The organism is Allobosea sp. NPDC055332 (genome assembly GCF_053645455.1).
On the sequence record NZ_JBSHMO010000001.1, the window covers coordinates 1,487,240 to 1,512,238 of the forward strand.

The 24,999-nt window shown below is 66.1% G+C and carries 25 protein-coding genes; 1 reads left to right on the forward strand and 24 read right to left on the reverse strand.

All coding sequences use genetic code 11. From position 1 onward, the window contains the following. Positions 1-61 precede the first annotated feature (61 nt). The 11 genes from ACWIGM_RS07605 to ACWIGM_RS07655 form a co-directional block, all read right to left on the reverse strand. Positions 62-643: a hypothetical protein gene (locus tag ACWIGM_RS07605; RefSeq protein ID WP_454025280.1), complete on the reverse strand. Its 582-nt coding sequence runs from the start codon at positions 641-643 to the stop codon at positions 62-64. A 68-nt stretch (positions 644-711) separates the two neighbouring features. Next, on the reverse strand, positions 712-1,194 hold the full coding sequence (locus ACWIGM_RS07610) for a hypothetical protein (protein WP_454025281.1): 483 nt from the start codon (positions 1,192-1,194) through the stop codon (positions 712-714). 147 nt (positions 1,195-1,341) lie between these two features. Then, a complete protein-coding gene (locus ACWIGM_RS07615) occupies positions 1,342-1,743 on the reverse strand; it encodes a hypothetical protein (protein WP_454025282.1) in 402 nt (133 codons plus the stop codon). Between the two features lie 184 nt (positions 1,744-1,927). Next, the gene (locus ACWIGM_RS07620) at positions 1,928-3,418 is read right to left on the reverse strand and encodes a mannitol dehydrogenase family protein (protein WP_454025283.1); all 1,491 of its coding nucleotides are present in this window, start codon (positions 3,416-3,418) and stop codon (positions 1,928-1,930) included. 5 nt (positions 3,419-3,423) lie between these two features. Then, positions 3,424-4,164, reverse strand: coding sequence for a glycerophosphodiester phosphodiesterase family protein (locus tag ACWIGM_RS07625; RefSeq protein WP_454025284.1), 741 nt, complete (start codon positions 4,162-4,164; stop codon positions 3,424-3,426). A gap of 33 nt (positions 4,165-4,197) precedes the next feature. Further along, positions 4,198-5,088, reverse strand: coding sequence for a sn-glycerol-3-phosphate ABC transporter permease UgpE (gene ugpE / locus ACWIGM_RS07630; protein ID WP_454025285.1), 891 nt, complete (start codon positions 5,086-5,088; stop codon positions 4,198-4,200). A gap of 9 nt (positions 5,089-5,097) precedes the next feature. Further along, positions 5,098-6,102 carry an ABC transporter permease subunit gene (locus ACWIGM_RS07635; protein ID WP_454025286.1) on the reverse strand — a complete coding sequence of 335 codons (1,005 nt, stop codon included), beginning with the start codon at positions 6,100-6,102 and terminating at the stop codon, positions 5,098-5,100. Next, the gene (locus ACWIGM_RS07640) at positions 6,086-7,399 is read right to left on the reverse strand and encodes an extracellular solute-binding protein (RefSeq protein ID WP_454025287.1); all 1,314 of its coding nucleotides are present in this window, start codon (positions 7,397-7,399) and stop codon (positions 6,086-6,088) included. The genes ACWIGM_RS07635 and ACWIGM_RS07640 overlap by 17 nt, the downstream gene beginning before the upstream one ends. 161 nt (positions 7,400-7,560) lie before the next feature. Beyond that, positions 7,561-8,508, reverse strand: a complete 948-nt coding sequence (locus ACWIGM_RS07645) for a sugar-binding transcriptional regulator (protein ID WP_454025288.1) — start codon at positions 8,506-8,508, stop codon at positions 7,561-7,563. Positions 8,509-8,512: 4 nt separating this feature from the next. After that, complete coding sequence (locus ACWIGM_RS07650; protein WP_454025289.1) at positions 8,513-9,187, reverse strand: HAD family hydrolase; 675 nt, start codon at positions 9,185-9,187, stop codon at positions 8,513-8,515. Between the two features lie 95 nt (positions 9,188-9,282). Then, positions 9,283-10,323: a zinc-dependent alcohol dehydrogenase gene (locus ACWIGM_RS07655; RefSeq protein ID WP_454025290.1), complete on the reverse strand. Its 1,041-nt coding sequence runs from the start codon at positions 10,321-10,323 to the stop codon at positions 9,283-9,285. Positions 10,324-10,482: 159 nt separating this feature from the next. On the opposite strand from ACWIGM_RS07655, the gene ACWIGM_RS07660 reads away from it, so the two are divergent. Then, positions 10,483-11,424 (forward strand): sugar-binding transcriptional regulator, encoded by a 942-nt coding sequence (locus ACWIGM_RS07660; RefSeq protein WP_454025291.1) that lies wholly within the window; start codon positions 10,483-10,485, stop codon positions 11,422-11,424. A gap of 5 nt (positions 11,425-11,429) precedes the next feature. On the opposite strand, the gene ACWIGM_RS07665 is transcribed toward ACWIGM_RS07660, so the two are convergent. From ACWIGM_RS07665 to ACWIGM_RS07725, 13 genes are all read right to left on the reverse strand, one after another. Continuing rightward, complete coding sequence (locus tag ACWIGM_RS07665) at positions 11,430-12,221, reverse strand: inositol monophosphatase family protein (RefSeq protein ID WP_454025292.1); 792 nt, start codon at positions 12,219-12,221, stop codon at positions 11,430-11,432. Continuing rightward, a complete protein-coding gene (locus tag ACWIGM_RS07670; RefSeq protein ID WP_454025293.1) occupies positions 12,214-13,053 on the reverse strand; it encodes a phosphodiesterase in 840 nt (279 codons plus the stop codon). The genes ACWIGM_RS07665 and ACWIGM_RS07670 overlap by 8 nt, the downstream gene beginning before the upstream one ends. Before the next feature lie 80 nt (positions 13,054-13,133). After that, on the reverse strand, positions 13,134-14,405 hold the full coding sequence (locus ACWIGM_RS07675; protein WP_454025294.1) for an ABC transporter substrate-binding protein: 1,272 nt from the start codon (positions 14,403-14,405) through the stop codon (positions 13,134-13,136). A gap of 74 nt (positions 14,406-14,479) precedes the next feature. Continuing rightward, complete coding sequence (locus tag ACWIGM_RS07680) at positions 14,480-15,244, reverse strand: carbohydrate ABC transporter permease (RefSeq protein WP_454025470.1); 765 nt, start codon at positions 15,242-15,244, stop codon at positions 14,480-14,482. A 110-nt stretch (positions 15,245-15,354) separates the two neighbouring features. Then, complete coding sequence (locus ACWIGM_RS07685) at positions 15,355-16,278, reverse strand: carbohydrate ABC transporter permease (protein WP_454025295.1); 924 nt, start codon at positions 16,276-16,278, stop codon at positions 15,355-15,357. Between the two features lie 2 nt (positions 16,279-16,280). Then, entirely contained in the window at positions 16,281-17,468 is a 1,188-nt protein-coding gene (locus ACWIGM_RS07690) for an ABC transporter ATP-binding protein (protein ID WP_454025296.1), read from the reverse strand. A 74-nt stretch (positions 17,469-17,542) separates the two neighbouring features. After that, the gene (locus tag ACWIGM_RS07695; protein WP_454025297.1) at positions 17,543-18,364 is read right to left on the reverse strand and encodes a metallophosphoesterase family protein; all 822 of its coding nucleotides are present in this window, start codon (positions 18,362-18,364) and stop codon (positions 17,543-17,545) included. A 182-nt stretch (positions 18,365-18,546) separates the two neighbouring features. Continuing rightward, positions 18,547-19,026, reverse strand: coding sequence for a DUF411 domain-containing protein (locus ACWIGM_RS07700; RefSeq protein WP_454025298.1), 480 nt, complete (start codon positions 19,024-19,026; stop codon positions 18,547-18,549). A gap of 37 nt (positions 19,027-19,063) precedes the next feature. Next, positions 19,064-21,439 carry a heavy metal translocating P-type ATPase gene (locus ACWIGM_RS07705; RefSeq protein ID WP_454025299.1) on the reverse strand — a complete coding sequence of 792 codons (2,376 nt, stop codon included), beginning with the start codon at positions 21,437-21,439 and terminating at the stop codon, positions 19,064-19,066. Positions 21,440-21,562: 123 nt separating this feature from the next. After that, a complete protein-coding gene (locus ACWIGM_RS07710; protein WP_454025300.1) occupies positions 21,563-21,838 on the reverse strand; it encodes a heavy-metal-associated domain-containing protein in 276 nt (91 codons plus the stop codon). A gap of 118 nt (positions 21,839-21,956) precedes the next feature. After that, complete coding sequence (locus tag ACWIGM_RS07715) at positions 21,957-22,739, reverse strand: amino acid ABC transporter ATP-binding protein (RefSeq protein ID WP_454025301.1); 783 nt, start codon at positions 22,737-22,739, stop codon at positions 21,957-21,959. An 11-nt stretch (positions 22,740-22,750) separates the two neighbouring features. Continuing rightward, positions 22,751-23,854 (reverse strand): amino acid ABC transporter permease, encoded by a 1,104-nt coding sequence (locus tag ACWIGM_RS07720; protein ID WP_454025302.1) that lies wholly within the window; start codon positions 23,852-23,854, stop codon positions 22,751-22,753. 4 nt (positions 23,855-23,858) lie between these two features. Then, entirely contained in the window at positions 23,859-24,974 is a 1,116-nt protein-coding gene (locus ACWIGM_RS07725; protein WP_454025303.1) for an amino acid ABC transporter permease, read from the reverse strand. Positions 24,975-24,999: the final 25 nt, after the last annotated feature.

Here is a 24,999-nt window from a genome sequence, read left to right on the forward strand (position 1 = left end):
CGCAAGCTATCGCTTTGGCAAAGAGCCAAAGCGATAGCGGTTTATCCTGCGCGCCGGGGCACTAGTTCAGAGCGATGTAGAAGGCCTCTGCGAGGCTGAGGTCGACCATATCGCCCCGCCGCAGTCGCTGCAGCTCCCCCTTGATGGCTGGATCGGCCACTTTTAGCGAGCGTGGACCAAACGGGCCGACATAGCTGACCACACTATTGGCCGCATCGAAGCGCTCGAACCTCGCCGTCAGCGTGATGGAGCGCACGACGAACCGATCCGGCAGGTTCTGGAACTGCGGCTCGCTCGCCGCTTCCGTATAGGTGATCGCCGGGCGGGCGCCCCGCTTGCTGCGCCCGATATCGAGCAGCACGCCTTCGACCCGCCGGATCTCGACATTGTCGCCTTCGCGGACGCGCTCGAGATTGCCGAAGGCCGGCGGAACATCGACGCGCCAGGTGTTGCGGTTTTGCTCGACGACGACGGAGCGGTTGGCACGGTCGATCGAGATCACGCGGACATTGAGCCGCTCGATCTCCACCGGGCCGACGCCGGCGACGATGACGGTATCGCTAGTGATCTCCGGACCGGTGGCACAGCCCGCCATGCCAGCCGCGATCGAAAAGGCGAGAACCAGAGCAATATGCTTCGACATGAAAACCTCCGACTTGGATGACGCCGATCATGAGTTCGGCTCGGTTTCTCTTCTGACTGCGACCGTTCTCAGGGCGGGCAGACGTCCCAGAAGCCCTGCGTGCGCTGCGGATCTGTGTAGAACCAGCAATAGCCCGGTGCCGGCGGCCGCGAATTGGCATAGGCCGTGGCCGCCGCTGCCGTGGCAAAGCCGATCGCCGCTCCCGACGCGACAGCCAGGCCCGGATGCCACCAATAGCCGGGCGGGCGGACCCAGGGCTGCACCGGATAGCCGGGACGCACGACCGCACCTCGCCCCGCAACGACGTTCCCTCTCGGGCCGCGCGCGACATAGCCCCCACCGGCAATGGCTCCGCGCGGCCCGCGCGCAGCATAACCCCGCGCGGCGATCGCACCGCCTCTCGGGCCAACCGCGACGCCGCCCCGGCGGAATTGTACCGTCTCGACAAGCTCAGGCGCGGCGCTTGCAAGGCCCGGCGCGATCAGTGTGAGCGCCTGCGCATCATGCGGCACGAATGGAGAAAGCATCAGCACCACGACCAGGGCTTTCAAGCCAAGCTCATTTATCGGCTCCGCCTGAAGGTGACAGGCTGCTTTGACGCTCGGGAATGCCACCATGTCACCTCCTCCTGTGCTGGTCGATCTTGCGAACCGCGGCAAAAGCGAGTGTGACGCCATGCTGGTGCGGCAATCGGCATCTCATTTGTCGCAACGGCGATAGCTCGTCTCGACCTCCGGAAACTCCGGATCGAAGCGCACGAGATCGCCATCGGGCTTGAAGCGAATCGAGACGCTCATGGTCTCGAAAAGGATCTCGGTCTCGCAGCCGAGCAGGGCGGTCAGCACATCGCCCTTCTGCTTCGACGAGATCACATCGCAGCTGGCATGCGCGCCACGGACATGCTTTCCGCTCGCAATGAAGCCCGACCAGCCCTCGGCCGAGCGCTTGCTAAAGACCAGCCGGCCGTTGCGCTTGGTAAAGACCTGATCGCAGCTCGCGGCACTGGTTACCCAGGCGCCCTGCAGACGCTCGACCGCCGCGCCGGACTGCGCGACAGCCATCGCGGCGGTGGCGAGCAACGCCACTGCCAGGCGCTTCATGCCTCGTCTCATGTTTTCAACCCACTGGCTTGCCGGTCCGATCGTCCCCGCACCGTCACAGGCAGTATCTTCGGATGGATCGACGAAACCCGGAAGCAGTCAGGCGGCAGTAACTGTTACATACGCAAAGATACCCCATCGGCGAGGTATCTGGACGATCCGCCGGCAAGAAGCGTCGAAAGCCTCAGGCCGAATACATGCTCAACCTGCAATAGTGCTCCAGCACTGCTTTGGTTCCGTCGTTCCAGATTGCTTGCAGAGCCTTACAAAAAGCGATCCGGAATCGGTCCTCTCGCGCCAGCTCGCCATAGATGTCCGGCATCTCGAGCCAGGCGGCGGGTTCAGCCTTCGCCATGCGGGCCCGCTCGGCGAGCCGCAGCCAGACCGGATCATTATCCGCAATCGGCCGGCCGCTTTCGCTCTCGCCATAGCAATAGCGGCACCAGAGCGCGCAGACGAGGGCGAGCCCATCGATCCTGCGCCCGGTTCGAAGCGCATCGCGCAGCGTCGGCAGGATGAACTTGGGCTGGCGGTTCGAACCGTCGAAGCAGAGCCGGCGGATGGTGTCGCCGATCTTCGGATTGGCGAAGCGCCGCTCGATCGTCCGCTGGTATGCTCCAAGATCGGTGCCCGGCACGGGTGGCACGAGCGGTACCACCTCCTCTTCGAGCAGTATCGACAGGAAACGCGCGATCTGCGGATCCTGCATCGCCTCATGGACGAACGCGATATCGAGCAGGCCGGCGGGATAGGCGATCGCCGCATGGCCGCCATTGAGGATGCGCAGCTTCATCAGCTCGAACGGCGCGACATCGCCGACGAACTGGACGCCGACCTCCTCGAGCCGCGGCCTGCCGGCCGCAAACCGGTCCTCCAGTACCCATTGCCGGAAGTCCTCACAGAAGACCGGGCGGCGATCCTCGATGCCGAACTCCTCGCGCAACCTGTCGCACTCGCGTTGCGTGGTCGCCGGCGTGATCCGGTCGACCATGCCGTTCGGAAACGCGACGTTCTCCCTGATCCAGGCCGCGTCGGAGCGATCGACCAGCTCGACGAGGCCTGCGACGGTTGCCTCTGCGACATGTCCGTTGCCCGGCAGGTTGTCGCAGGACATCACCGTGAAGGGCGCGATGCCCGCGGCGCGACGCTGCAGCAGCGCCGTCGCAATGAGGCCGAAGGCCGTCTTCGGCCGCTGCAGCCGGTCAGCGGCATCGGCGAGGATGTCGAGGTGATCGGCAGCGAAGGCCTGCGTCGCCGGATCGATATAGTAGCCGCCCTCGGTGACGGTCAGCGAGACGATGCGGGTGCGTGGATCGATGAGCTTCGCCAGAACCGCTTCGGTGTTCCCCGGCGCAAGAAAATCGAGCATGGGCGCGATGATGCGTGCCTGCGAGGACGAGGCGTCCTGCGCCACCACGGTGGTCAGGAAATCCTGCGCCGCGAGATCAGCGCGCATCCCGGCATCGCTCTCGCGCACCCCGGCGCCGACCAGCCCCCAGTCGCGATCGAGGCCTCGCTCGAAGAGTTCGTCGAGATAAACAGCCTGATGCGCGCGGTGGAAATTGCCGACACCGATATGGACGATGCCGGGCGAAAGCTCGCCCGGCTGGTAGCTCGGGACTGCGACCGGACCGGTGATGGCGGCCAGCGTCGCACGCGAGAGCCTGACCGCCATCGGGGTCACTTCGCTCGGGCAGCGACCAGCTGCTGGACGAGGTCCGGCCGGTCGCTGGTGATCTGCGAGACGGGCTGGCCGAGCCAGAAGTCGATGTCGCCGACCGTGTTCGGTACCCAGACCCCGAGGCGCTCGCGCCCGACGATGCCAAGCGCCTGGTCGAGCGTGAGGCGCAGCAGCGATTGCTCGACAGCGATGATGCAACCGAGATCGGTGAAGCGCTTCAGCGTCCGCTCGATGCCGCCATAGGCCTCGCAGGAACGCCGGTCGACCGAGGCGAGACGGCGCAGCTTTGGCGCCTTCGCCTTGATCTCCTCGATCACCTCCGGCACGAAGCAGGTCAGCACCACGCGCGAAGCCAGTCCGCGTTCCTCGACCAGCGCGATCACCTTGTCGAGCAGGCCGGGATAGGGGCTGCCGAAGGCGTTCATTTTCATCTCGATCTCGAGCTCGATCCCGGTGGGACCGAAGACGTCGAGCACCGCGGCCAAGGTCGGGATCGTCTCGCCGAGCGTGTCGCGCAGCTTGACCTTGCGCAGCGCCTCGCGGTCGAGCCTGTCAATCGGCCCCTTATGGTCGGTGGTGCGGTCGAGCAGCGGATCGTGGATCACCATGATCTCGCCATCGCTGGACAGATGCACATCGAGCTCGACGGCGTCGACCTTGAGGTCGCGGGTATTCCTGAAGCCGGAGAGGCTGTTCTCGGTCCAGAGGTTGCGCGCGCCGCGATGCCCGATGATCCGCATGGTCGAAGTCCCGTCGTCAGAGAGGTGCGTTGGCTATTTGCCGCTGTCGACCAGCCCCTTCACGAACCAGCGCTGGAGCAGCAGGATCACGATGGTCGGCGGCAGCATTGTGAGGAAGGCCGCGTTCATCAGCACATGCCAGGTCGGCAGCGAGTCGCTCTGCGGCATCAGTTTCTTCAGCCCGATCACGGCCGTCGCCATGTCGGGATCAGTGGTGAGGAGGAGTGGCCAGAGATACTGGTTCCAGCCCATCAGGAAGAGGATGATCGCCAGCGCCACGATGTTGGAGCGCGACAGCGGCAGCAGGATCAAACGGAAGAATTGCCAGGGGCTGGCGCCGTCGATGCGCGCGGCCTCGCAGAGCTCGTCTGGCACGGTCAGGAAGAATTGCCGGAATAGGAAGGTCGCGGTCGCCGAGGCGATCAGCGGCAGGATCAGGCCGGAATAGGTGTTGACCAGGTTCCAGTCGAGATCGACCAGCACCTGCCAGCCCAGCCAACCGCCGAGGATGTTGAGCGGCAGCGCGACATTGGCCGCCGATTCATAGGTCGGCACGATCCGCACCTCGATCGGCAGCATCAGCGACATGAAGATCAGCCAGAACGCCGTCAGCCGGAACGGAAAGCGGAAATAGGTGACGGCGAAGGCGGCGATCAGCGAGACCGCGAGCTTGCCGAGCGTGATGCCGCAGGCGACGACGAAGGAGTTGAGCAAGAGTCGGCCGAATTTCGCGCTGCTCAGCACGGTCTGCATGTTCGCGAGGAACTGATCGCCCGGCAGCCAGGAGAGCGGCACCTGCATGATCTCCTGCTGCGACTGCGAGCCGGTGACGAAGACGAAGTAGATCGGCAGGCAGACGATCGCCGCGCCCAGCACCAGGATGGCATGGCAGACGAAGTCGAGGACGGGCGTGCGCTCGTTCATCGTCGCTTCCTAGACGCTGTAGTTCACGCGCCGCTCGATGAAGCGGAACTGCGCGAAGGTGAGCGCGAGCGCCAGCGCCATCAGGACGACAGACTGCGCCGCCGAGGAACCGAGATCGAGCGTGACGAAGCCGTCCTGGTAGACCTTGTAGACCAGGATCGAGGTGGAGCCCGCCGGCCCGCCGCGGGTCGTTGCATCAACGATAGCGAAGGTCTCGAACAGGCCGTAGACGAAGTTGATCGCCACCAGGAAGAACAGGGTCGGCGAGATCATCGGCAGGCAGATGCGCAGGAAGCGCTGGATCGGCCCAGCGCCGTCGAGATAGGCCGATTCCAGGATCGATTGCGGCACCGACAGCAGCGCCGCGGCGAGGAAGATGTAGTTGTAGCAGATGTGCTTCCATGAGGCGGCCATGACGATCAGCGCCAGCGCATGGCCGGAATTGCGGTTCGGGTCCCAGTCGAAGCCGAGCCCCTGCAGCATCTGCGCGACCGGGCCGACGCGCGGGTTGAACAGGAAGGCCAGCATGATGCCGGCGATCGCCGGCGCGATCGCATAGGGCAGCAGCAGGATGGTGCGATAGGCGCCGCGGCCGCGCGCGATATGGTTGGTCGCGAAGGCGAGCACGAGCGCGACCGACAGGGTCAGGATGTTCTGTGCGAGCGTGAAGAGCAGCGTCACCTGCGCGGACGACCAGTAGACGCCGCTGCGGAAGAGACGCTCGAAATTCTGGAAGCCGACCCATTGCGTCGTCGCGCCGAACGGGTCGGTGAGCTGAAAGGCCTGGAGCAGTGCCCGCACCGAGGGGATGAAGAAGAACAGCAGCAGGATGAAGAGCTGCGGCGCCAGCAGCCAGAACGGCAGCCAGCTGCCGGTGAAATGCGCGCGCTTCAGCCCGCTTTCCGCCTGGCCGTCCATGATCGGAGCGGCCGCCCGCCGCCGCAGCGGCCAGCGCAGACGCCGCGCGTCTCCGCTGGCCGGCAGCGCGAGGCCTTCGCTATTTCTTGCCAGCATTGAGCTGCTCGTAGCGGCGCAGCGCTTCGTTGCCGCGGTTCACTGCGTCGTCGAGCGCCTGCTGCACAGGCTTGCGACCGAGGAAGGCAGCCGAGACCTCCTCCATGATCGCGACATTGATCTGGTTGCTGTTGCCGATCCGGAAGCCGAGCGAGTTGTCGCTGGGGGTGCCACGCATCAGCTGGACGACGGCGATCGCCCGCGTCGGGCTCTTGTCGTAGTAGCCCTGCGCCTTGGCGGCCTCATAGGCGGCGACCGTTACCGGCACATAGCCCGTGACCTGGTGCCACCAGACCTGCGTGTCGGTCTGCGCCAGGAAATTGTAGAAGGCGGCGACAGCCTTGTACTTCTCCGGCGTGTGGCCTTTCAGGGCCCAGAGCGCGGCGCCGCCGATGACGCTGTTCCTCGGTGTCACGCCTTGCTCATAAGGCAGTTCGATCGCGCTCCAGTCGAACTTGGCGGCGGCGACCACCGCGGCGTGGGCAGCGGTCGAGGCGATGATGGTCGAGCACTCGCCGGAGGTGAAGAGCTGAACCGGGACGACGCCCTGCCCCGCGATCTGCATGACGCCGGAGGTGACCAGGCGCTTCATGCGCTCAACCTGGCCAACGAGCTTGCCCTTGTTGAAGACGAAGGAGGTGTCGAGCCCGTCCATGCCGTTGCGTTTGGTCGCATACGGGATGTCGTTCACCGCGCTGTAGTTCTCGAGGAAGCTCCACTCATAGTCGCCGGGCAGCACCATCGCGCATTTCGACACGCCCTTGGCCTTGATCGCGTCGAGCTGCGGCTCGAGCTCCTGCCAGGTCGCGCCGGGCTTGTCGAAGCCGGCGGCTTTGAAGTGGTCGCGGTTGTAGAACAGGATCGGCGTCGAGGAATTGAACGGCATCGCCTGCAGCTTGCCATTCACCGCGTAGTAGCCGACCACCGGCTTGATGAAGTTCGACCAGTCGATCTTGTAGCCCTGCTCGGTCATCAGCTCGGCGGTCGGGATGATCGCGCCCGAATTGACCATGGTCAGGAAGGAGCGCTCGTTCGACTGGACGATCTCCGGCTGGCGCTTGGCCCGGTAGGCGGCGATCGTGCCGTTCAGCACCTCGTCATAGGTGCCCTTGGCGATCGCCCTGACGACATAGTCCTTCTGCGAGTCGTTGAACTTCTTGACGATCTCGTCGACGCGCTCGCCAAGGGCGCCGCTCATCGCGTGCCAGAACTCGATCTCCGTCGCGGCCCGGGCGGGCGACAGCCCTGCCAGCATCAGGGCGGCCGCGCCCGCTATCGCACCATGGAAAGGTCGCATGAGAAGCCTCCCTCGTGAAATGTTATGCGAGCATATGCTCTTTGTTGAAGCATATGCTCGCATACAGGCATTCTATGTCAACCGCCCGTGACAGGGCGATGACGACACGCGGAGACATCGTGCATCGAGCGTTCCAGGAGATCGGGGAGGGTTTGCGGCGCTCAGTCGCCCAGCAGGGCGCGCGCCGTCTCTTCGTCGGTGATCAGGCCGTTGACGATGCGCCCGGCGAGGGCCGCCCGCAGCGGCGCCACCTTCGCGGCGCCATGGGCGATGCAGATGCGCAGCCGGTCGCTGCCCGGCTCAGGCGGCACGCTGGTGACGCGCCGGTTCAGGCCCTGGTCGAGCACCCTGCCCTCGCCATCGAAGGCCCAGCCGGTCACCTCGCCGACTGCTCCGGCGCGAACCAGCTCGAGCAATTCGCTGCGGGTCATGAAGCCGTCGCGATGGAGTACGGCATCATCGCCGATCTGGCTGATGCCCATCAGCCAGAGATCCGCCTCGCCGGCGATCGCTCGAATCCGCCGGACCGACTCGATCTCGATCAATTGCGCCCGCTCTTCCGGGCTGGAGACATAAAGCGGTAGCGGCATCGGGAAATGCTGCGCCTTGGTGATCTCGGCCAGCTTGACCAGCGTATCGAACCGGCTCGCCGAACCATCCGGCGAGATCGTGCCGACGAGCGAGACCAGCCGGTGCAGCGGGCAGGACATCGGCGAGACGCGCTCGATGCTGGCGCGCATCGAGCGACCAGTGCCGAGGGCCATCACCAGCGACTTGCGCGAGCGCAGCCAGCGTTCGATCAACAGCCCGCCGAGGGAAGCGACACCGGAGGCAGCCGTTTCGGCCGAGCCATCGGCGGGAGCGATATCGCAATGCTGCAGCTCGAAGCGATCGCGCAGACGGGCCGCGAGATCCATGCAATCGGCGATCGGATGGTTCATCCGGAAACTGATCAGCCCCTCGCTCCGGCAAAGCGAGACCAGGCGCTGCGCCGCCGGCCGCGAGATGTTCAGGATCTGGGCGATGTCCTCCTGGGTCCGGCCGGCGATATAATAGAGCCAGCCGGCGCGGGCGGCATCGTCGAGGCGGGCATTGTCTCCGTCGGCCATGCGCTCAATCCGCATCCTGCATCGCAAACTCCCGCCAGGAACCGAGCAGCCGGTCGGCCCCCGCCTCGATCAGCGGCTGACGCTGGTCGAGCACGGAGAAATGACTGCCGGCGGCAAGGCCGAATGCCGTCATGCCGGCAGCCTTGGCCGCTTTGACGCCGCTGACACTGTCCTCGACCACGAGGCAGCGCTCCGGCGCAACTCCACGCTCGGCCGCCGCCAGCAGGAAGAGATCCGGTGCGGGCTTGCCCCGCTTCACCCGCGTCGTGCTGAAGATCCGCCCCTCGAACAGGTCCCAGAGTCCAACCTGACGGAGGCAGAACTCGATACGCTCCTCGTCGCTGGACGAGGCGACGCAATAGTCGGCATCGAAGGCCTCGACCGCCTCGCGCACACCGGCGATCGGCTGCAAATCCTTCGCGAAGGCACTGAACAACCGCGCGCGCCAGTCCCGCCTGAAGCTGTCGGGAACGGGGCCACCCGTCATGCGCTCATAGTCCTCGATCACCGCACTCGCCGGCCGCCCGAGATAGCGGCGCATCACATAGGGCAGATCGTAATCGGGATCGAACGGCGAGAGAAGATCGACCAGGAGCCCGCAACTGATCGTTTCACTGTCGACGAGCACGCCGTCGCAATCGAGGATGACGAGGTCGAATGGCGAAGATTGGCGGGTCATGGGGCAACAAGAATTGATCAGATGCTCCGATAAAGAGCATCTGCTCCAATCTCTGTCAAACGACTTCCGGCCGGGCCCGATTACGGCGAGCGCGCTCAGCGCCCTCGCATCTCGGTCCCGCCAGGATAGATCAGGCTCTTCACCATGCCGGCCTCGTTCGCGGCGTGGCGGCGGAAAGCATCAGGTCCCTCAGCCAGAGCAAAGCGGTGGCTGACGACGGCCTCGACATCGACCTTGCCCAGCGCCACCAGCTCGATGGCGCGCGGATAGACATGGCCCATGCGTCGGGAGAACTTGATCGTCAGCCCGCGCCGGCGCGCTTCCGCCGCCGGCACCACATAGCTGTCGCCATCGGGAATCCCGACCAGCACAACACGCCCGCCAATGCGCGCGGCGCGTACGGCGTCGCGAAACCCTTCCGGCGCATTGGTCGCCTCGATTACGAGCGGGAGCCCCTCTCCTTCAGTCCACGCGGCGATGTCGGCTGCGCTCTCACCGACCTTGCTGGCGCCAAGCTTGAGCGCCAGCGCCCGTCGATGCGGCTGCGGATCGCAGGCCAGGATCTCGCCGACACCGGCCGTCCGCAGCACCTGCAGGATCAAAAGGCCGATCGGCCCGCAGCCAAGCAGCGCGACGCGCTCGAGCAGGCGCGGCTTTGCCAGATCGACGGCGTGGATGGCGACGCCGAGCGGCTCCAGCATGACTGCATCGCTCGGCGTGAAATGCTGCGGCACGGGAACGATCTGCGATTTCGGCACCCAGATCCGGTCCGTCATCGCGCCGTCATTGGGGGGCGCGCCGATGAAGATGACTTCGGGGCAGAGATTGGGATGCCCGGCGCGGCAATGCTCGCAATGACCACAGGCCTGGTTGGGATCGACCGCGACCAGTGCACCGCGCGCCAGGCCGAGCTCGGGCAGGTCCTCGGTCAGCCAGCCGCTGAACTCATGTCCCGGCACGAAGGGCGCCGCGATCACCGCCGAACCGATACCGCCATCCTTGTAATAGTGCAGGTCGCTGCCACAGAGACCGACCGCGGCCACGTCGATCAGCGTTTCGCCGGGCGCTCCCTCGCGCAGATTGAAGGGCGCGACACGCGCATCGCCGGCGGCATGCAGGAACACGGCATGGGACATCTCGGGGTGACACTCCGGCTCGACTGATCGCCTTTGCAACAGATGTATTTTCGTACTTACATTGGTTTTGGTCAAGACGAAACCGCCATGCAGACAGCCCCCGGTTGTAGGGACGGCCGGCGCGATATAACCCTCGGCAGCCCGACAGAAGGACCAGCGATGCCGGAAGACGCCCAGACCCAGGTGAGAGCCGCCTGGCTGTACTACATGGAAGGGCTGACCCAGGCGGAGATCGCCGACCGGCTTAAGATGACTCGGCTCCGGGTCAACCGGCTCCTGGTGGAAGCGCGCGGCAGCGGTCTCGTCAACATCACCATCAACTCGCGCCTGGAAAGCTGCGTCCGGCTGGAGCGCGCGCTGGTCGACGCATTCGGCCTGCAGGAGGCCGTGGTGGTGCCGACGCCGGATGACCCGGCGCAGGTGCCGGCCCAGATCGGCCGTGCCGCCGGCGAGTTCGTCTCGCAGATCGTCGAAGAGCGCCAATCGGGCGTCTTCGGCGTCGGCTGGGGCAGCACGCTGCGCGAGACGATCCGGCATGTCAGGCCAGGCCAGTTCCGCGATCTCGACGTCACCTCGATGATGGGCGGGCTGACCTATGGCATCGAGCTCAACACCTTCGAGATCGCCAGCCAGTTCGCCCGGCTCTGGCAGGCGCAGTGCCATTATCTCGCCGCGCCGATCTATGCCGGCACGCCGCAATCGCGCGACACCATCCTGGCGCAGGACGTGTTCGAGGCGGCCTTCGCCCGCATCCGGGCGACCGACGTCTCGATCCTCAGCGCCGGCGACATGAGCGAGCGCTCGCTGCTGGTGCGTTACGGCCTGCCGCGCGATCTCGATATTGCCGAGCTGACGGCACGCGGTGCGGTCGGCGACCTGCTCGGCCAGTTCATCGACAAGGACGGCAAGCCGCTCGACCATCCGATCAACCGCCGCGCCATCGCGCTGCCATTGGAGGCGCTGACGCGCATCCCGACGGCGATCCTGGCATCGGGCGGCAGCAACAAGGCCGCGGTCATCGCCGCCGCCCTGAAGGGCAGGCTCGCCTCGGTGCTGATCACCGACGAGCAGGCTGCGGCTGCCGTACTCGCTCTGCACTGACGGCTTCAGGCGGCGCGGATCGCCGCGAGCAACTCCTCATGGATCAGGCCGTTGCTGACAACCTTCTCCAGATCCTCGTCGCGCGAATCCACGCCGGCGACGGTGGTGACTTTGCCACCGGCGGCGCGGGCCAACGGCATCGCCGCCGCATGCGAGACGATATCGGCCTTGAGTCCGATGAAGGCGTCGAGGCGCCCAGCCGCGACCAGCGACATCTCCAGCCCGCCGGAGACGAGCACACGGACACCGCGGCAAAGGCCGGACAACCGGCGGATGACGGCATTGGTCCGCTCCAGATCTTCTGGCGCATAATGCGAGGTCAGGCAGATCGAGACCACCGCATCGGCAAGGCTTGCCGTCGCCGAGACAGCGGCAGGCCGATCGTTGACCGTCGCGACGCCGCCCTCGACATAATGCGCGACAAGCCCGGCAAGCGGCGCATGCGTCAGGCCAAGCAGCGTGCGCCCCTCCTCCTGATAGGCCATGGTGACCGAGAACCAGGGCAGGCCGCCGGCGTAGTTCACCGTGCCGTCGAGCGGGTCGATGATCCAGCACGGCGCCGCCGTCGAGCCGGAGAAACCCGCCTCTTCCGAGAGGATTGCCGCCTCGGGCGTCAGCTGCCGCAAACCGTCGATGACCAGCCGTTCCGAAGCGAGATCGGCGGCCGTCACCACATCGCGGAAGTCCTTGCGGGCGACCGCAAGGTCGCCGTCCTGCATGCGGACCAGCAGCTCGGCGGCCTGCCGCGCGATCGCAGCGGACTGGTCGAGCAGTGCGAGAAGACGCGGTTCAGGCATGGGCCACCTGCGGCTTGCCGGGATAGGCAGGGTCGAGCACGAAGGGCCTGCGCGGGCCGTAATCGCCGATCGGCTGGAGATGGCTGACGATGCCGGTCTCAGCGTGCCAGACATGCACGGCAAATGCCGGCGGCTCCATGATGAACTGGTTTTCCGTGCCGGGGCGCAGATCAAGCGCGACCTGATGGGCCGTGCCTGGCGCCACATAGCCGATCGTGCCGGCGAAACGCCGCTGGATCGGCCGATGGTAGTGCCCGCAGAGCACGCGCTCGATCTCGGGATGAGCGGCGATCAGCGCGGCAAAGCTCGCGGAGACGCGGCAGGGAATCACATCCATGCCGTCGACGCCGACGGCGAAAGGCGGATGGTGCATGAAGATCAAAGTTGGACGCGCCTGCCCTTCGCGCAGACGTTCGGCAAGCCAGGCCTCGCGCTCGGCGCAGATCTCACCGCCATCCTCGCCGGCGATCACTGTGTCCAACCCGATCAGCCGGACCGGAAAATCCTCGATCGTGTAGTGCAGGAAGCCGGTTTTCGGCAGGTAGGCATAGTCGGCACCGAGCGCCCCGGCGAAGCCCTCGCGCCGATCGTGATTGCCCGGCAGGACATAGACCGGCATCGGCAATCGCCGCAGCGCCGTGCTGACGATCGCGTATTCCTCGGCGAGGCCGCAATCGGCGAGATCGCCGGTGACCAGCACGCAATCCGGCGCCGGATCGAGCGCCAGCACGGCGTCGACGGCACTGGTAATCGCGGCATTGGTGTCGACGATGCCATAGGCCGGCCGGCCATGCGGCCTGGCGTGGAAATCGCTGAGCTGGGCGATGATCATCGGGTCTGAATCCAAGTCTGGAAATAACAAGGCCGCCCGGCGCGGAGGCCGGGCGGCATCAGTGCGTCAGAGGAGTGCGCTCACTTCATCAGCGCTTCGGTCTCGGAGACCATGCGCTCGAGGCCGGCCTTGGGCTGGATTTCGCCGCGCATCACGCCGGCGATCACCTCGCGCTGCTGGCGCCAGATGCGCACCGAATTGCCGCCCGGATAACCCTGCCAGGGCGAGGCGCGGTTCACCTGGCCGTTGATGGTGCGGAAATTGGCGTTGTCCTTGTAGAACGGGCCGAGGAAGGCGTCCTCGCCGGCGCGCAGATTGGTCGGCATGTAGCCCGAGGTCTCGACGACGATCTTCTGCGCCTCCGGCCCGGTGACGAACTTCACGAACTCCCAGGCCGCCTTCTGTTTGGCCGGGTCCTTGGCGGTGATGATCGCCGCATTGCCACCGGTCGGCAGCGTGCCCTTGGCCTTGTCGTCGACCGGGAAGAGGGCGGTCTTCAGCGTGAAGCGCTCGCCGACGAGGTCGGTGACCTGGCGCAGGCGGGCCGGCGTGTCGAAGAAGATACCGATCTTGCCGGCGATGAACTGCTGGCGCGACTGATCCCAGTCGATCAGCGGCATGCCGTCTTCGGTGACGAGGCTGCGCAACGTCTCTAGCGCCTTCAGGCCGACATCGCCGCCGAAGGCGACCTTCTTGCCGCTGGCGTCGAGCAGGGTGTGGCCGCCCTGCTGGACGATACCGCGCCAGAGCCAATCATCCGGCCAGTCATGGATGTTGTAGGCGAGACCGGCGACATCCGCGGTGCGGATCTTCTTGGCGAGCGCGATCGTGTCGGCCCAGTTGTCGGGCATCTTGTCGGGATCGCCGCCGGCCTTCTTCACCAGCTCGGCGTTGAAGTACATCAGCGGGGTCGAGGCGTTGAAAGCGAGGCCAGCCTGCTTGCCATTGGCCTGGCCGAGCGAGAGCAGCGCGTCCGAGTAGTTGGCCTTACGCCAGGCTTCCGGCTCGGCCTTGAGCAGCTCGCCGAGATCGACGACCTGCTTGCGCTTGTCGAGGGTCTCGACCAGCTCGGTCAGCAAGTGGAAGCCGGAATAGTAGACGTCCGGCAGCTGGTTGGTGACCGACGAACGCAGCATCGCCTGATGCCCCTCGTCATAGCTCGCCGCCGGGGCCCGGAAGTTGATCTTGATGCCGGGGTTCTTCTTCATGAACTCCGCGGCGATGGGCTCGTGGAACTTGGCAAAGGCCGGGAAGGCGTAGAGCACGTCGAGCGTGACCTCCTGCGCGCGTGCCGCCGTGGAGGCGGCCAGCGCGAGTGCCGCGGCGGCCAGGGTTCTGCCGAAAGCTTTCATCGGTGATCTCCTTGAGATAATTGGGTTTTGGTCGGGCTTGGGCGTTTCAGGCTTAGGCGTTTCGCGGGGTCGGCTTATTTGACGCCGGTCATTGTGATGCCGTCGATGAATCTGCGCCGCGCGATCAGGAAGGCGAGAACGAGCGGAGCGGTCAGGATCGTCGCCGCGGCGGTCAGTGCGCCGTAGTTCGAGCCGGTTTCGGCATCGGCGAAGAACATCATCCCGAGCGGCGGCGGCGCGAGCTTCGCGTCGGAGATGACGATCAGCGGCCAGTACAGGTCGTTCCAATGCGCCACGATCGAGAACACAGCGAAGGCGGCGATCGCCGGCCAGGCGCTCGGGGTGACGATGCGCCAGACGATCTCGAACTCGCTCATCCCGTCGAGCCGGGCGGCGTTGATGATGTCGTTGGGGAAGCTGCGGAAGAACTGGCGGAACAGGAAGATGGCGAAGACCGAGAGGAAGAACGGCACCATCATCGAGAAATAGGTGTTGAGCAGGCCAAGTTGGGCGAGGCCGATATAGAGCGGCATCGCCGGCACCTGGACCGGGATGCACAGGCCGAGCAGCACCAGCACGAAGAGCAGGTTGCGCCCGGGGAAATCGAGCTTCGCCAGCGCATAGGCGCAGGGGATCGCGACCAGGAGCTGCACCACGAGGATGCCGACGCAGAGGATGACGCCGTTCAGCGCGAAGCGCAGCAGCGGCGCCTTCTCCATGGCGAAGCGGTAGTTCTCGACGCCGTAGAACTGCTTCGGCCAGAGCGCGATCTCGGCGCTGAAGATCTCGGCCGGTGGCTTGATCGAGGTGACCAGCATCCAGATGAAGGGCGCCAGCATGAACAGCGCCCCGGCGATCAGCACGCCATGGATCAGCACGAGCGAGAGGAAGCGCCGCGCTACCGAATGCGCGGGAGAGACCGTAGCGACGGAAGGGGCTGGAGCCGGCATCAGTAGTGCACCTTCTTGTCGAGAGCGAAGGTCTGCACGGCCGAGAAGACGAGGATGAAGGCGAGGAAGATGAAGGTCAGCGCCGCGGCATAGCCGGTGTGGAAATACTGAAAGCCCTCCAGATAGATATTGTAGAGCAGCACCTCGGTCGAGCCGACCGGGCCGCCGCGCGTCATCACCGCCACCGTGTCGAAGATCTTGAAGGCGGTGATCATCGTCGTGATCACCACGAACATCGTCGTCGGGCCGAGCAGCGGCCAGGTGATGGTCAGGAAGCGATCGATGCCGCCCGAGCAGCCATCGATATCGGCGGCTTCGTAGAGATCGCGCGGGATCGCTGTCAGCCCGGCCAGGAACAGGATCATGTTGAAGCCGAGGATCTGCCAGATGCCGATCACGGCCAGCGTCGCCAGCGCGGTCGAAGGCTCGCTGAGAAAGGCGACGGGCGCAAAGCCGAGCCATTTCAAGAGGCCGTTGACCGGGCCGAGCGAGGGATGCAGCAGGAACTGCCAGACCGTCGCCATCGCGATCAGCGTCGAGGTCACCGGCAGGAAGTAGATGACCTCGTAGAGCGAGCGCGAGCGCGTCCGCCGATGGATCAGGATGGCGATCAGCAAGGCGCCGAAGACGCCGCCCGGCACCATGATCGCCACGTAGATCAGGGTGTTCAGCAGCGAGCGGCGGATGATCGGGTCGGCCAGTGCCTTCTGGAAATTGGCGAGCCCGACGAAGTCGAGGTCGACGCCGCCGAACTCGTAATTGGTCAGGCTGAGCACCACGAGCACGGCGAGCGGCGCCAGGATCGTCAGCAGCAACAGCACCAACGCGGGCGCGGCGAAGCCGAGGCCGGTGACGCGCTCGATCCAGAGCCGGCGGCGTCGGCTGGGCGCGAGTTGTGCGGGCATGTCGAGCGCGAGCGTCATGCTCAGGCCCTCAGCGGCACGACGGAGGCGGTCGCGACGCCCGGCCCACGCGGCTCGATGCGCTCGCCATCGGCGGCGAAGAGATGGCAGGCGGCCTCGTCGAAACCGAGCGTCACCTCGGCAGCCTCGGCGACACCGGCGGCCTGGGCCGGGCTGGTGCGCATCGTCACGCTCGGCAGATCCCGCCCGGCGAGATCGAAATGCAGGATGTATTCGGAGCCGAGATTCTCCTTGCGCCGCAGACGGGCCGAGAACCAGGCGCGACCTGTCCCGCCGGGCTCGCCATGGACGAGCGAGAGCGCTTCCGAGCGTACGCCGAGCGTCACGGCTTGCCCTGGCGCCTGCTGCACCGCGAGCGCCATCGGCCGGCCGAAGAGCTCGAGCCGGCCGCCCGCGCCAACGCTGGCCGGCAGCAGGTTGATCGCCGGGCTGCCGATGAACTGCGCGACCTTGAGCGAGGCCGGCTTCTCATAGAGCTGGGAGGGCGTGCCGAGCTGCAGGATCGTGCCGGAATCCATCATCGCGACGCGATCGGACATCGTCATCGCCTCGACCTGGTCATGCGTGACGTAGATGAAGGTCGCACCCAGCCGCTTGTGCAATTCGGCCAGCTCGGTGCGCATATGCACGCGCAATTTGGCGTCGAGATTCGACAGTGGCTCGTCCATCAGGAAGACGTCGGGATGGCGAACCATGGCACGGCCGAGCGCGACGCGCTGGCGCTGGCCGCCCGACAATTGAGCCGGCTTGCGATCGAGCAGATGGTCGAGCTGGAGCTGGGCCGCGGCCGCCGCGACATCGGCCTCGATCCCGCGCATCACCGCGCGTCGCTGGCCGGAGAGTGCGCGCAGCAGCGGCAAGCGCTGCCAGAGCTTCAAGCGCGACATCGTCAGCGGCAGTGCAATGTTCTGGCGCACGCTCATATGCGGGTAGAGCGCATAGGACTGGAACACCATCGCCACGCGCCGCTCATGCGGGCGCAAATGGTCGACCGGCTGGCCGCCGATCGCGACCGCGCCGCCATCCTGATGCTCCAGCCCGGCAATGATGCGGATCAGGGTCGACTTGCCGCAGCCGGACGGGCCGACCAGGGTCAGGAACTCGCCATCGGCGATGTCGAGGTCAACGCCGCCGAGCACGCGGGTCTGGCCGAAGGACTTGGCGATGGAGGACAGGGTGACCGTTGCCACGTCGCTCGCCTTTCTGTGCGGGGCCCTGAGGGCGTCTTGCGGTTGACGTCGTCGGATCGCGGCGGGGCGCCGTCTCAGGCGGCGCGCGGCGGGTAGACCTCGTGGATCACGTCATCGATCCAGAGTGTCTGGAGGGTGCTGATCTCGTGGATCGCTGCGGCATAGTCCCTGCCGTCGAAATCGTAGGTCACGGCGCCGAGCGTCGTCGTGCCGGCCATGCCGGGCTGCAGCTCGGGGCCGACGACGAAGCCGGAGGACGGCCCCCAGATGTAGCGCGTGCCGTCGACCTCAAAGTCATGGGCCCGGTGCAGATGGCCGCTGGCGACGAAGGCGACCCCGTGCTGGCGGACGAGATCGAGCAGCTGCGCCCGCGGCTTCGGCGGCACGCTCCAATAGCCCTTGTCGCCTTCGTCGGGGGCCTCGATGAAGAGTGGCCGGTGCAGGAACCAGCCGAGGCGGCGGCCATCGGCTTCGGCGATCTGCTCTTCCAGCCAGCCGAGCTGGCGCGCCTCGTCGGCCTCGTCGCTGCCGAACAGCATCGAGTTGAGGCCGATCAACCGCCAGCCCTCGACGTCATGGACCCAGAAATCCGCCCCGAGATGCTCGCGCCAGCGCGACAGGCGCGGCGCGTCGACCGGCTGGTGCGGATGATGGGCCTCGCCGACATCGTGGTTGCCGGGGACGCTCAGCACCGGCACGCCGAGAGCCGTCAGCAGGCCGCTGCAATAGCTGAAATCCTCGTCGACATCGGCGCCATCGACGGTCACATCGCCGGTATGGATGACGAGATCGGGCTTCCGCGCCGCCAGCCAGGCCGTGAGCGGCTGCCAGTTGCCGGCAAAATGCGGCTTGGTCGGACTGAGATGAGTGTCCGAGATTTGCACGATCCGGCGCATATGGTCCCTCCGAGCACGCCTCCCGCGAAGGGGATGCGGGCCGCCTCCGTCCAGTGCGGGGCAGCGGTTTTGCCGTGGACCATACAAATGAATGTTTTATGACACAAATGTATTTTCGAGGCATGCATGCCCATTAGCGGAGCCGGCCTGACCTTTCGGTGACAGGCTGGCTGTCCTGCCCGTCAGATCTGCTGCAGCCCCCGATAGCGCGCAAATACGTTCTGCCGGCCGGTGGAGAAAACGACGACGTCATAGCTATCGGGCGCCTGCCCCGGCACTTCCATGCCGGGCGAGCCGACAGGCATGCCGGCGACAGCGAGGCCCGTCACTTTCGGGCGTTCGGCGAGTAGCCGCTTGATCGCCTCGGCCGGGACATGGCCCTCCAGCACATAGCCGCCGATCTCGGCAGTATGGCAGGAGGCCAGTGCGTCGGGCACGCCGAGCCTGAGCTTGAGCGGCGTGACGTCCGGAACCTCGATCACCTCGACCGGGAAGCCGGCCGCTCGCACATGCTTGACCCAGTTGCCGCAGCAGCCGCAGTTCGGATCGCGCGTCACGACCATCTTCGGCAGCGTCTCGGCGGCGCCGGCAGGACGTGACAACCCGAATGCGGCGGCGCCGAACAGCAGCACGCGGCGGGAGAGGGTGAATTCATTCGTCATGATGATCTCCTTGTCGTGGGTTCCGTCGCGGTTGCCGTCAGTCGAGCGAGACCCTACGCAGGCGCAGCGCATTGCCGATCACGCTCACCGATGACAGCGCCATCGCCGCCGCCGCGATGATCGGCGACAGAAGGAGCCCGAACAGCGGATAGAGCACGCCCGCCGCCACCGGCACCCCCGCGGCGTTGTAGATGAAGGCGAAAAACAGATTCTGCCGGATGTTGCGCATCGTCGCCCGGCTGAGCTGGAGCGCCCGCATGATGCCCTGCAGGTCGCCCTTGAGCAGGGTCACGCCGGCGCTCTCGATCGCGACATCGGTGCCCGTTCCCATGGCGATGCCGACATCGGCCGCCGCGAGCGCCGGCGCGTCGTTGACGCCGTCGCCGGCCATCGCGACGACCCGGCCTTGCGCGCGCAGCCTGTTCACCACCGCGCTCTTGTCCTCGGGCGGGACCTCGGCCTCGACCTCGTCGATGCCGAGCTGGCGCGCCACCGCCTGCGCGGTGGTCCGGTTGTCACCTGTCAACATGACCACACGGATGCCGGCTGCCTTGAGCGCCTCGATCGCCGCCCGCGTGGTCGGCTTGACCGGGTCGGCGATCGCCAGCAGCCCGGCGACGCGGCCGTCGACGGCGACGAAGATCACGGTGCCGCCTTCGGCCCGCAGCATCTCCGCTTCGCTCACCAGGGCATCGAGATCGACACCGGCCTCGGCCATGATCCGATGACTGCCGATCACCAGCCGCCGGCCATCCACTATGCCGGTCACGCCCTTACCGACGGGGCTGTCGAAATCCAGCGCCTCGGCCAAGGTGAGGCCGCGCTCCTTCGCCTCGTCGACGATCGCAGCGGCAAGGGGATGCTCGCTGGCTCGCTCCAATGAGGCTGCGAGCCGCAGCAGTTCGTCCTCGTCGAAGCCGTCGACCGGCTTGAGGGCAGTCAGCTTGGGCTTGCCCTCGGTCAGAGTGCCGGTCTTGTCGACGACCAATGTGTCGACCTTCTCGAAACGCTCCAGCGCCTCGGCATTCTTGATCAGCACGCCGAGACGAGCGCCACGTCCGACGCCAACCATGATCGACATCGGCGTCGCCAGGCCGAGCGCGCAGGGGCAGGCGATGATCAGCACGGCGACCGCAGCGACGAGCCCGTGGGCAAAGCGCGGCTCCGGTCCGAACGCCATCCAGGCGGCGAAGGCAGCGATGGCGATGACGATCACCAGCGGAACGAACCAACCGGAGACCTGGTCGGCCAGGCGCTGGATGGGCGCCCGCGAGCGCTGCGCCTCGGCGACCATGCCGACGATGCGGGCGAGCATGGTGTCGCTACCGACCTTGCCGGCGCGCATGATGAAGCCGCCGGTGCGGTTGAGCGTGCCGCCGATCACCGCGGCGCCGACCTCTTTGGTGACCGGCATCGATTCGCCGGTGACCATCGACTCGTCGATCGAGCTGCGGCCTTCGAGCAACTCGCCGTCGACCGGCACGGTCTCGCCAGGCCGGACGCGCAGGCGATCGCCGACATGGACGGCGTCGAGGCCGATATCCTCGTCGGTGCCGTCGTCCCGTACCCGCAGGGCCGTCTTCGGTACCAGATCGAGCAAGGCACGGATCGCGCCACCGGTCTGCTCGCGCGCCCGCAATTCGAGCACCTGCCCGAGCAGGACCAGCACGGTGATCACCGCGGCCGCCTCGAAATAGACCGCGACCGAACCGTCGCCGGCGCGGAACACCGGCGGGAACAGGCCGGGCACGACTGCCGCGATCACGCTGTAGAGCCAGGCGACGCCGGTGCCCATCGCGATCAGCGTGAACATGTTCAGGCTGCGGTTGACGAGGGAGGCCCAGGCCCGCTGGAAGAACGGCCAGCCGGCCCAGAGCACGACCGGCGTCGCCAGCACGAGCTGGACCCAGTTCGAGGCCTGCTGGCCGATCCACATATGCAGGTCGACAAGATGACCGCCCATCTCGAGCAGGAAGACCGGCGCGGCGAGGACGAGTCCGACCCAGAACCGGCGCGTCATGTCGATCAGCTCGGCGCTCGGCCCCTGCTCGGCGCTCGCGATCTCGGGCTCCAGCGCCATGCCGCAGATCGGGCAATTGCCCGGCTCCGGCTGGCGGATTTCGGGATGCATCGGACAGGTGTAGATCGCGCCCTCGGAGACGGGCTTCGAAACGGATCGCGCAGGATCGTCCGCGACATAGACCGTCGGATTCGCCACGAACTTGTCGTGGCAGCCGGCGGAGCAGAAGGCGTAGGCCTGTCCAGCATGGGAGGCTCGATGCTTCGCCGTCACGGGATCGACCACCATGCCGCAAACCGGGTCCTTCACCACAGGCCTCGACGCATCCGGGTGGCCGTGATGCTGCGTATGGTCATGGTGGTGATGACCGGCATGACGATGGTTCTCTGTCATGGATGCGGCCTCGCTATCTCGCCCGCTCATTTGCCAACGCGATAGCGGCCGACGCGTTCACGCCGGCCGCCTGGAGCGTGCTGCGAGAAAGTGGCAACGGCTCCCGCGCGAGGCTTGCTCCGACTACTGGAACTGGCCGACGAGCTCTGCGCCGGGCGTATAGCCGGCAGCGGTCACGGCCGAGCTGATCGCCGCAAAATCGGCGCTGCCGCGCACACTGACCAGCTTCGAACCCGGATCCGCCGTCACTGCTGTGCCTGGAAACCGGCTTTCGATCGCCTGCTTGATCGTGCCGGCGCAGTGGCCGCAGGTCATGTCCTCGACGCGAAAGCTGATCGCCCCGCCAGGGGCCTGCGTCGTGGCCGAGGCCGTGGTCGAATGCTGCTGGCAGGAGCACATGGCTGCAATGTCCTTCAAGTGACGATTGCTGCAACCTGCACCTTCCCACCATGGCAAGGTCAAGCGCCTTTTCGATCGGCATCGATCTGCTGAATCCGCTCCTGCAATGGGCTCCCGCTCAGTGCAGGATCTGGGAGAGGAAGAGCTTTGTGCGCTCGTGCTGGGGGTTCTTGAAGAACTCGTTGGGCTCGTTCATCTCGACGATCTGGCCGGCGTCCATGAAGATGACGCGGTCGGCGACCTGGCGGGCAAACCCCATCTCGTGGGTGACGCAGAGCATAGTCATGCCCTCGTCGGCGAGCGAGACCATGGTGTCGAGCACCTCCTTGACCATTTCCGGGTCGAGCGCCGAGGTCGGCTCGTCGAACAGCATGATCTTCGGGCTCATGCACAGCGAGCGGGCGATGGCGACGCGCTGCTGCTGGCCGCCCGAGAGCTGGCCCGGGTACTTGGCCGCCTGTTCGGGGATCTTGACGCGCTTGAGATAGTGCATCGCGATCTCCTCGGCGTCCTTCTTGGGCATCTTGCGAACCCAGATCGGCGCCAGCGTCAGGTTCTCCAGGATCGTCAGATGCGGGAACAGGTTGAAGTGCTGGAAGACCATGCCGACATCGCGGCGGATCTCGTCGATCTTCTTGAGGTCGTTGGTGAGCTCGGTGCCGTCGACGATGATCTGGCCCTTCTGGTGCTCCTCCAGCCGGTTGATGCAGCGGATCATCGTCGACTTGCCCGAGCCGGACGGACCGCAGATCACGAGCTTCTCGCCGCGCGACACCTTCAGATTGATGTCGCGCAGCACGTGGAACTCGCCATACCACTTGTTGACCGCGATCATCTCGACCGCCGTCGCCGTGTTCAGCGCCGTCTGCTTCAGGGCCGCGGGAGCCAGAGCCGGTGTCATGATGTCGTCTCCTAGCGAGAGGCCGGACCGCGCCGCTCGAGAAAGTCGGCGAAACGGGCGAACGAAAAGGACAGGGAAAAGAAGATCGCGCCGATGAACAGGAAGGTTTCGGCCGCGGGCGACGGCCAGGCCGGATCGGCCAGCGCCGCCTTGCCCGAGCTGATCAGATCGAACAGCCCGACCACGAGCACCAGGCTGGTGTTCTTGATCATCACGATGATGGTGTTGGCCAGAGCCGGGATCACCACCCTGATCGCCTGCGGCAGGATGACGAGATACTGCGTCCGCCAGAACGGCAGGCCGAGCGCCGCGGCTGCTTCATATTGCCCCTTCGGGATCGCCTGCAGCCCGCCGCGGATGACTTCGGCGAGGTAGGCGGCCGCGAAAATCGTCAGGGCGACGAGGGCGCGCACGAACTTGTCGGGCAGTAGCGCCTCCGGCAGGAACAGCGGCAGCATGATCGAGGCGACGAAGAGGATCGAGAGCAGCGGCAGGCCGCGCACCGACTCGATCGTGACCACCGCCCCGATCCTGACCACAGGCATGGTGGAGCGACGCGCCAGCGCCAAGAGGATGCCGACCGGAAAGGCGATCCCGATCGCGACGACGGTGAGGATCAGCGTCACCGGCAGGCCGCCCCAGGCCGAGGTCGGCACCTCCTCGAGCCCGAGGCCACCACCCATCAGCCAGACGATCAGCGCGAGCGCCACAGCCCACAGCCAGACCAGCCGCGGCGTCCAGCTCGCCGGCCGGACCGACCAGCCGAGCAACGCCAGGATCGACAGGCAGACCAGAGCCGGCCGCCAGCGCTCGTCGACCGGATAGATGCCGAACAGGAGCTGCCCCGATTTGGCATAGATGAAGCTCCAGCAGGCGCCTGAGGCCGCGCGGCAGGCCGCGGGGTCCGGGTTGAACAGGACCGCATCGAGCACGAGCCAGCGCAGCATGGGCGGCACTGTGATCACGAGCAATGCGCCGAAGACCAGGGTCAGGGCTGCGTTCAGTGGCGAACCGAACAGCAGCTTGCCGCTCCCGCGCAGGGAAGCCAGCAGCGGCGCAGGCCAGGCGCGCGCCGGCACCGGAGTCTCGGGGAGAGGGAGCGATATCGTCTTCACGGCTTCAGCGCTCCACGATCGCGATGCGGCGGTTGTACCAGTTGGCAACACTCGACAGGGTCAGGTTAAGGGCAAGATAGACGCCCAGGATGATGAAGACGCCTTCGATCGAATGGCTGGATTTGCTGATGATCGTGTTCATTACCGCAAGGAAATCCGGATAACCGACGGCGATCGCCAGCGTCGAATTCTTGACGACGTTGATGTACTGGCTGTTGAGCGGCGGCACGATCACCCGCAGCATTTGCGGAACGACGATCAGGCGCAGGATCCTGGCCTGCGACAGGCCGAGCGAGCGGCCGGCATCCCATTGCCCGCTGCCGACCGACAGGACGCCGCCGCGGACGATCTCGGCGATGAAGCCGGTGGTGTAGATGGTCAGGCCGATCAGGATCGTGCTCAGTTCCGGCGTCAGTTCCAGACCGCCGCGGAAGTTCGAACCGGTGAAGACCGGCCAATCGACCGAGAGCGCGAGATCCGCCGACCAGAGACCGAGCAGCAGCAGGGCGGCCGCGCCCCATGCCATTCCGCTCCGGAAGCGCTGAAGCGCGCCTGCCCGCCAGGCGACGACGCCGACCAGCAATGCGGCAAGGATCAGCCCGACAGCCGCGCTGTCGATCTCGAACCTGATGGCGGGAACGACGAAGCCGCGCATCGAGGCAAAGACACCCGGGAGCGGGTTGAGCGCCTCCCCGACCGGCGGAAGCACCTTCCACCACAGCGAATAGAGGAAGATCAGCAGCACGATCGGCGGCGAATTGCGCGCGATCTCGACCCAGACGCGGCAGGTGCCGGCGGCGAGCGGATTGCTGCTCAGTCGGGTGACGCCGACGATCAGGCCGAGAACCGACGAGAAGGCGATGACGAGCGCCGAGATGAAGATCGTGTTCGCGAAACCGACGACGATCGCCCAGTAATAGGGATCGCGTGATTTATAGGAGAGGATCGCCTCGGAGATGACGATCCGCGACGGCATCGCCAGGAAGTCGAATCCGATCGGGATGCCGCGCGCCTGCAGGTTCGCGAAGGTGTTGCTGACCAGAAGCGTCGCCGCTCCCGCGACGGCCGCCACCAGCGTGCATTGGATGACGATCGATCTCGTCCTGGCATCGCTGAGCATGCCGTCCTCCCAGTTCCAACACGGT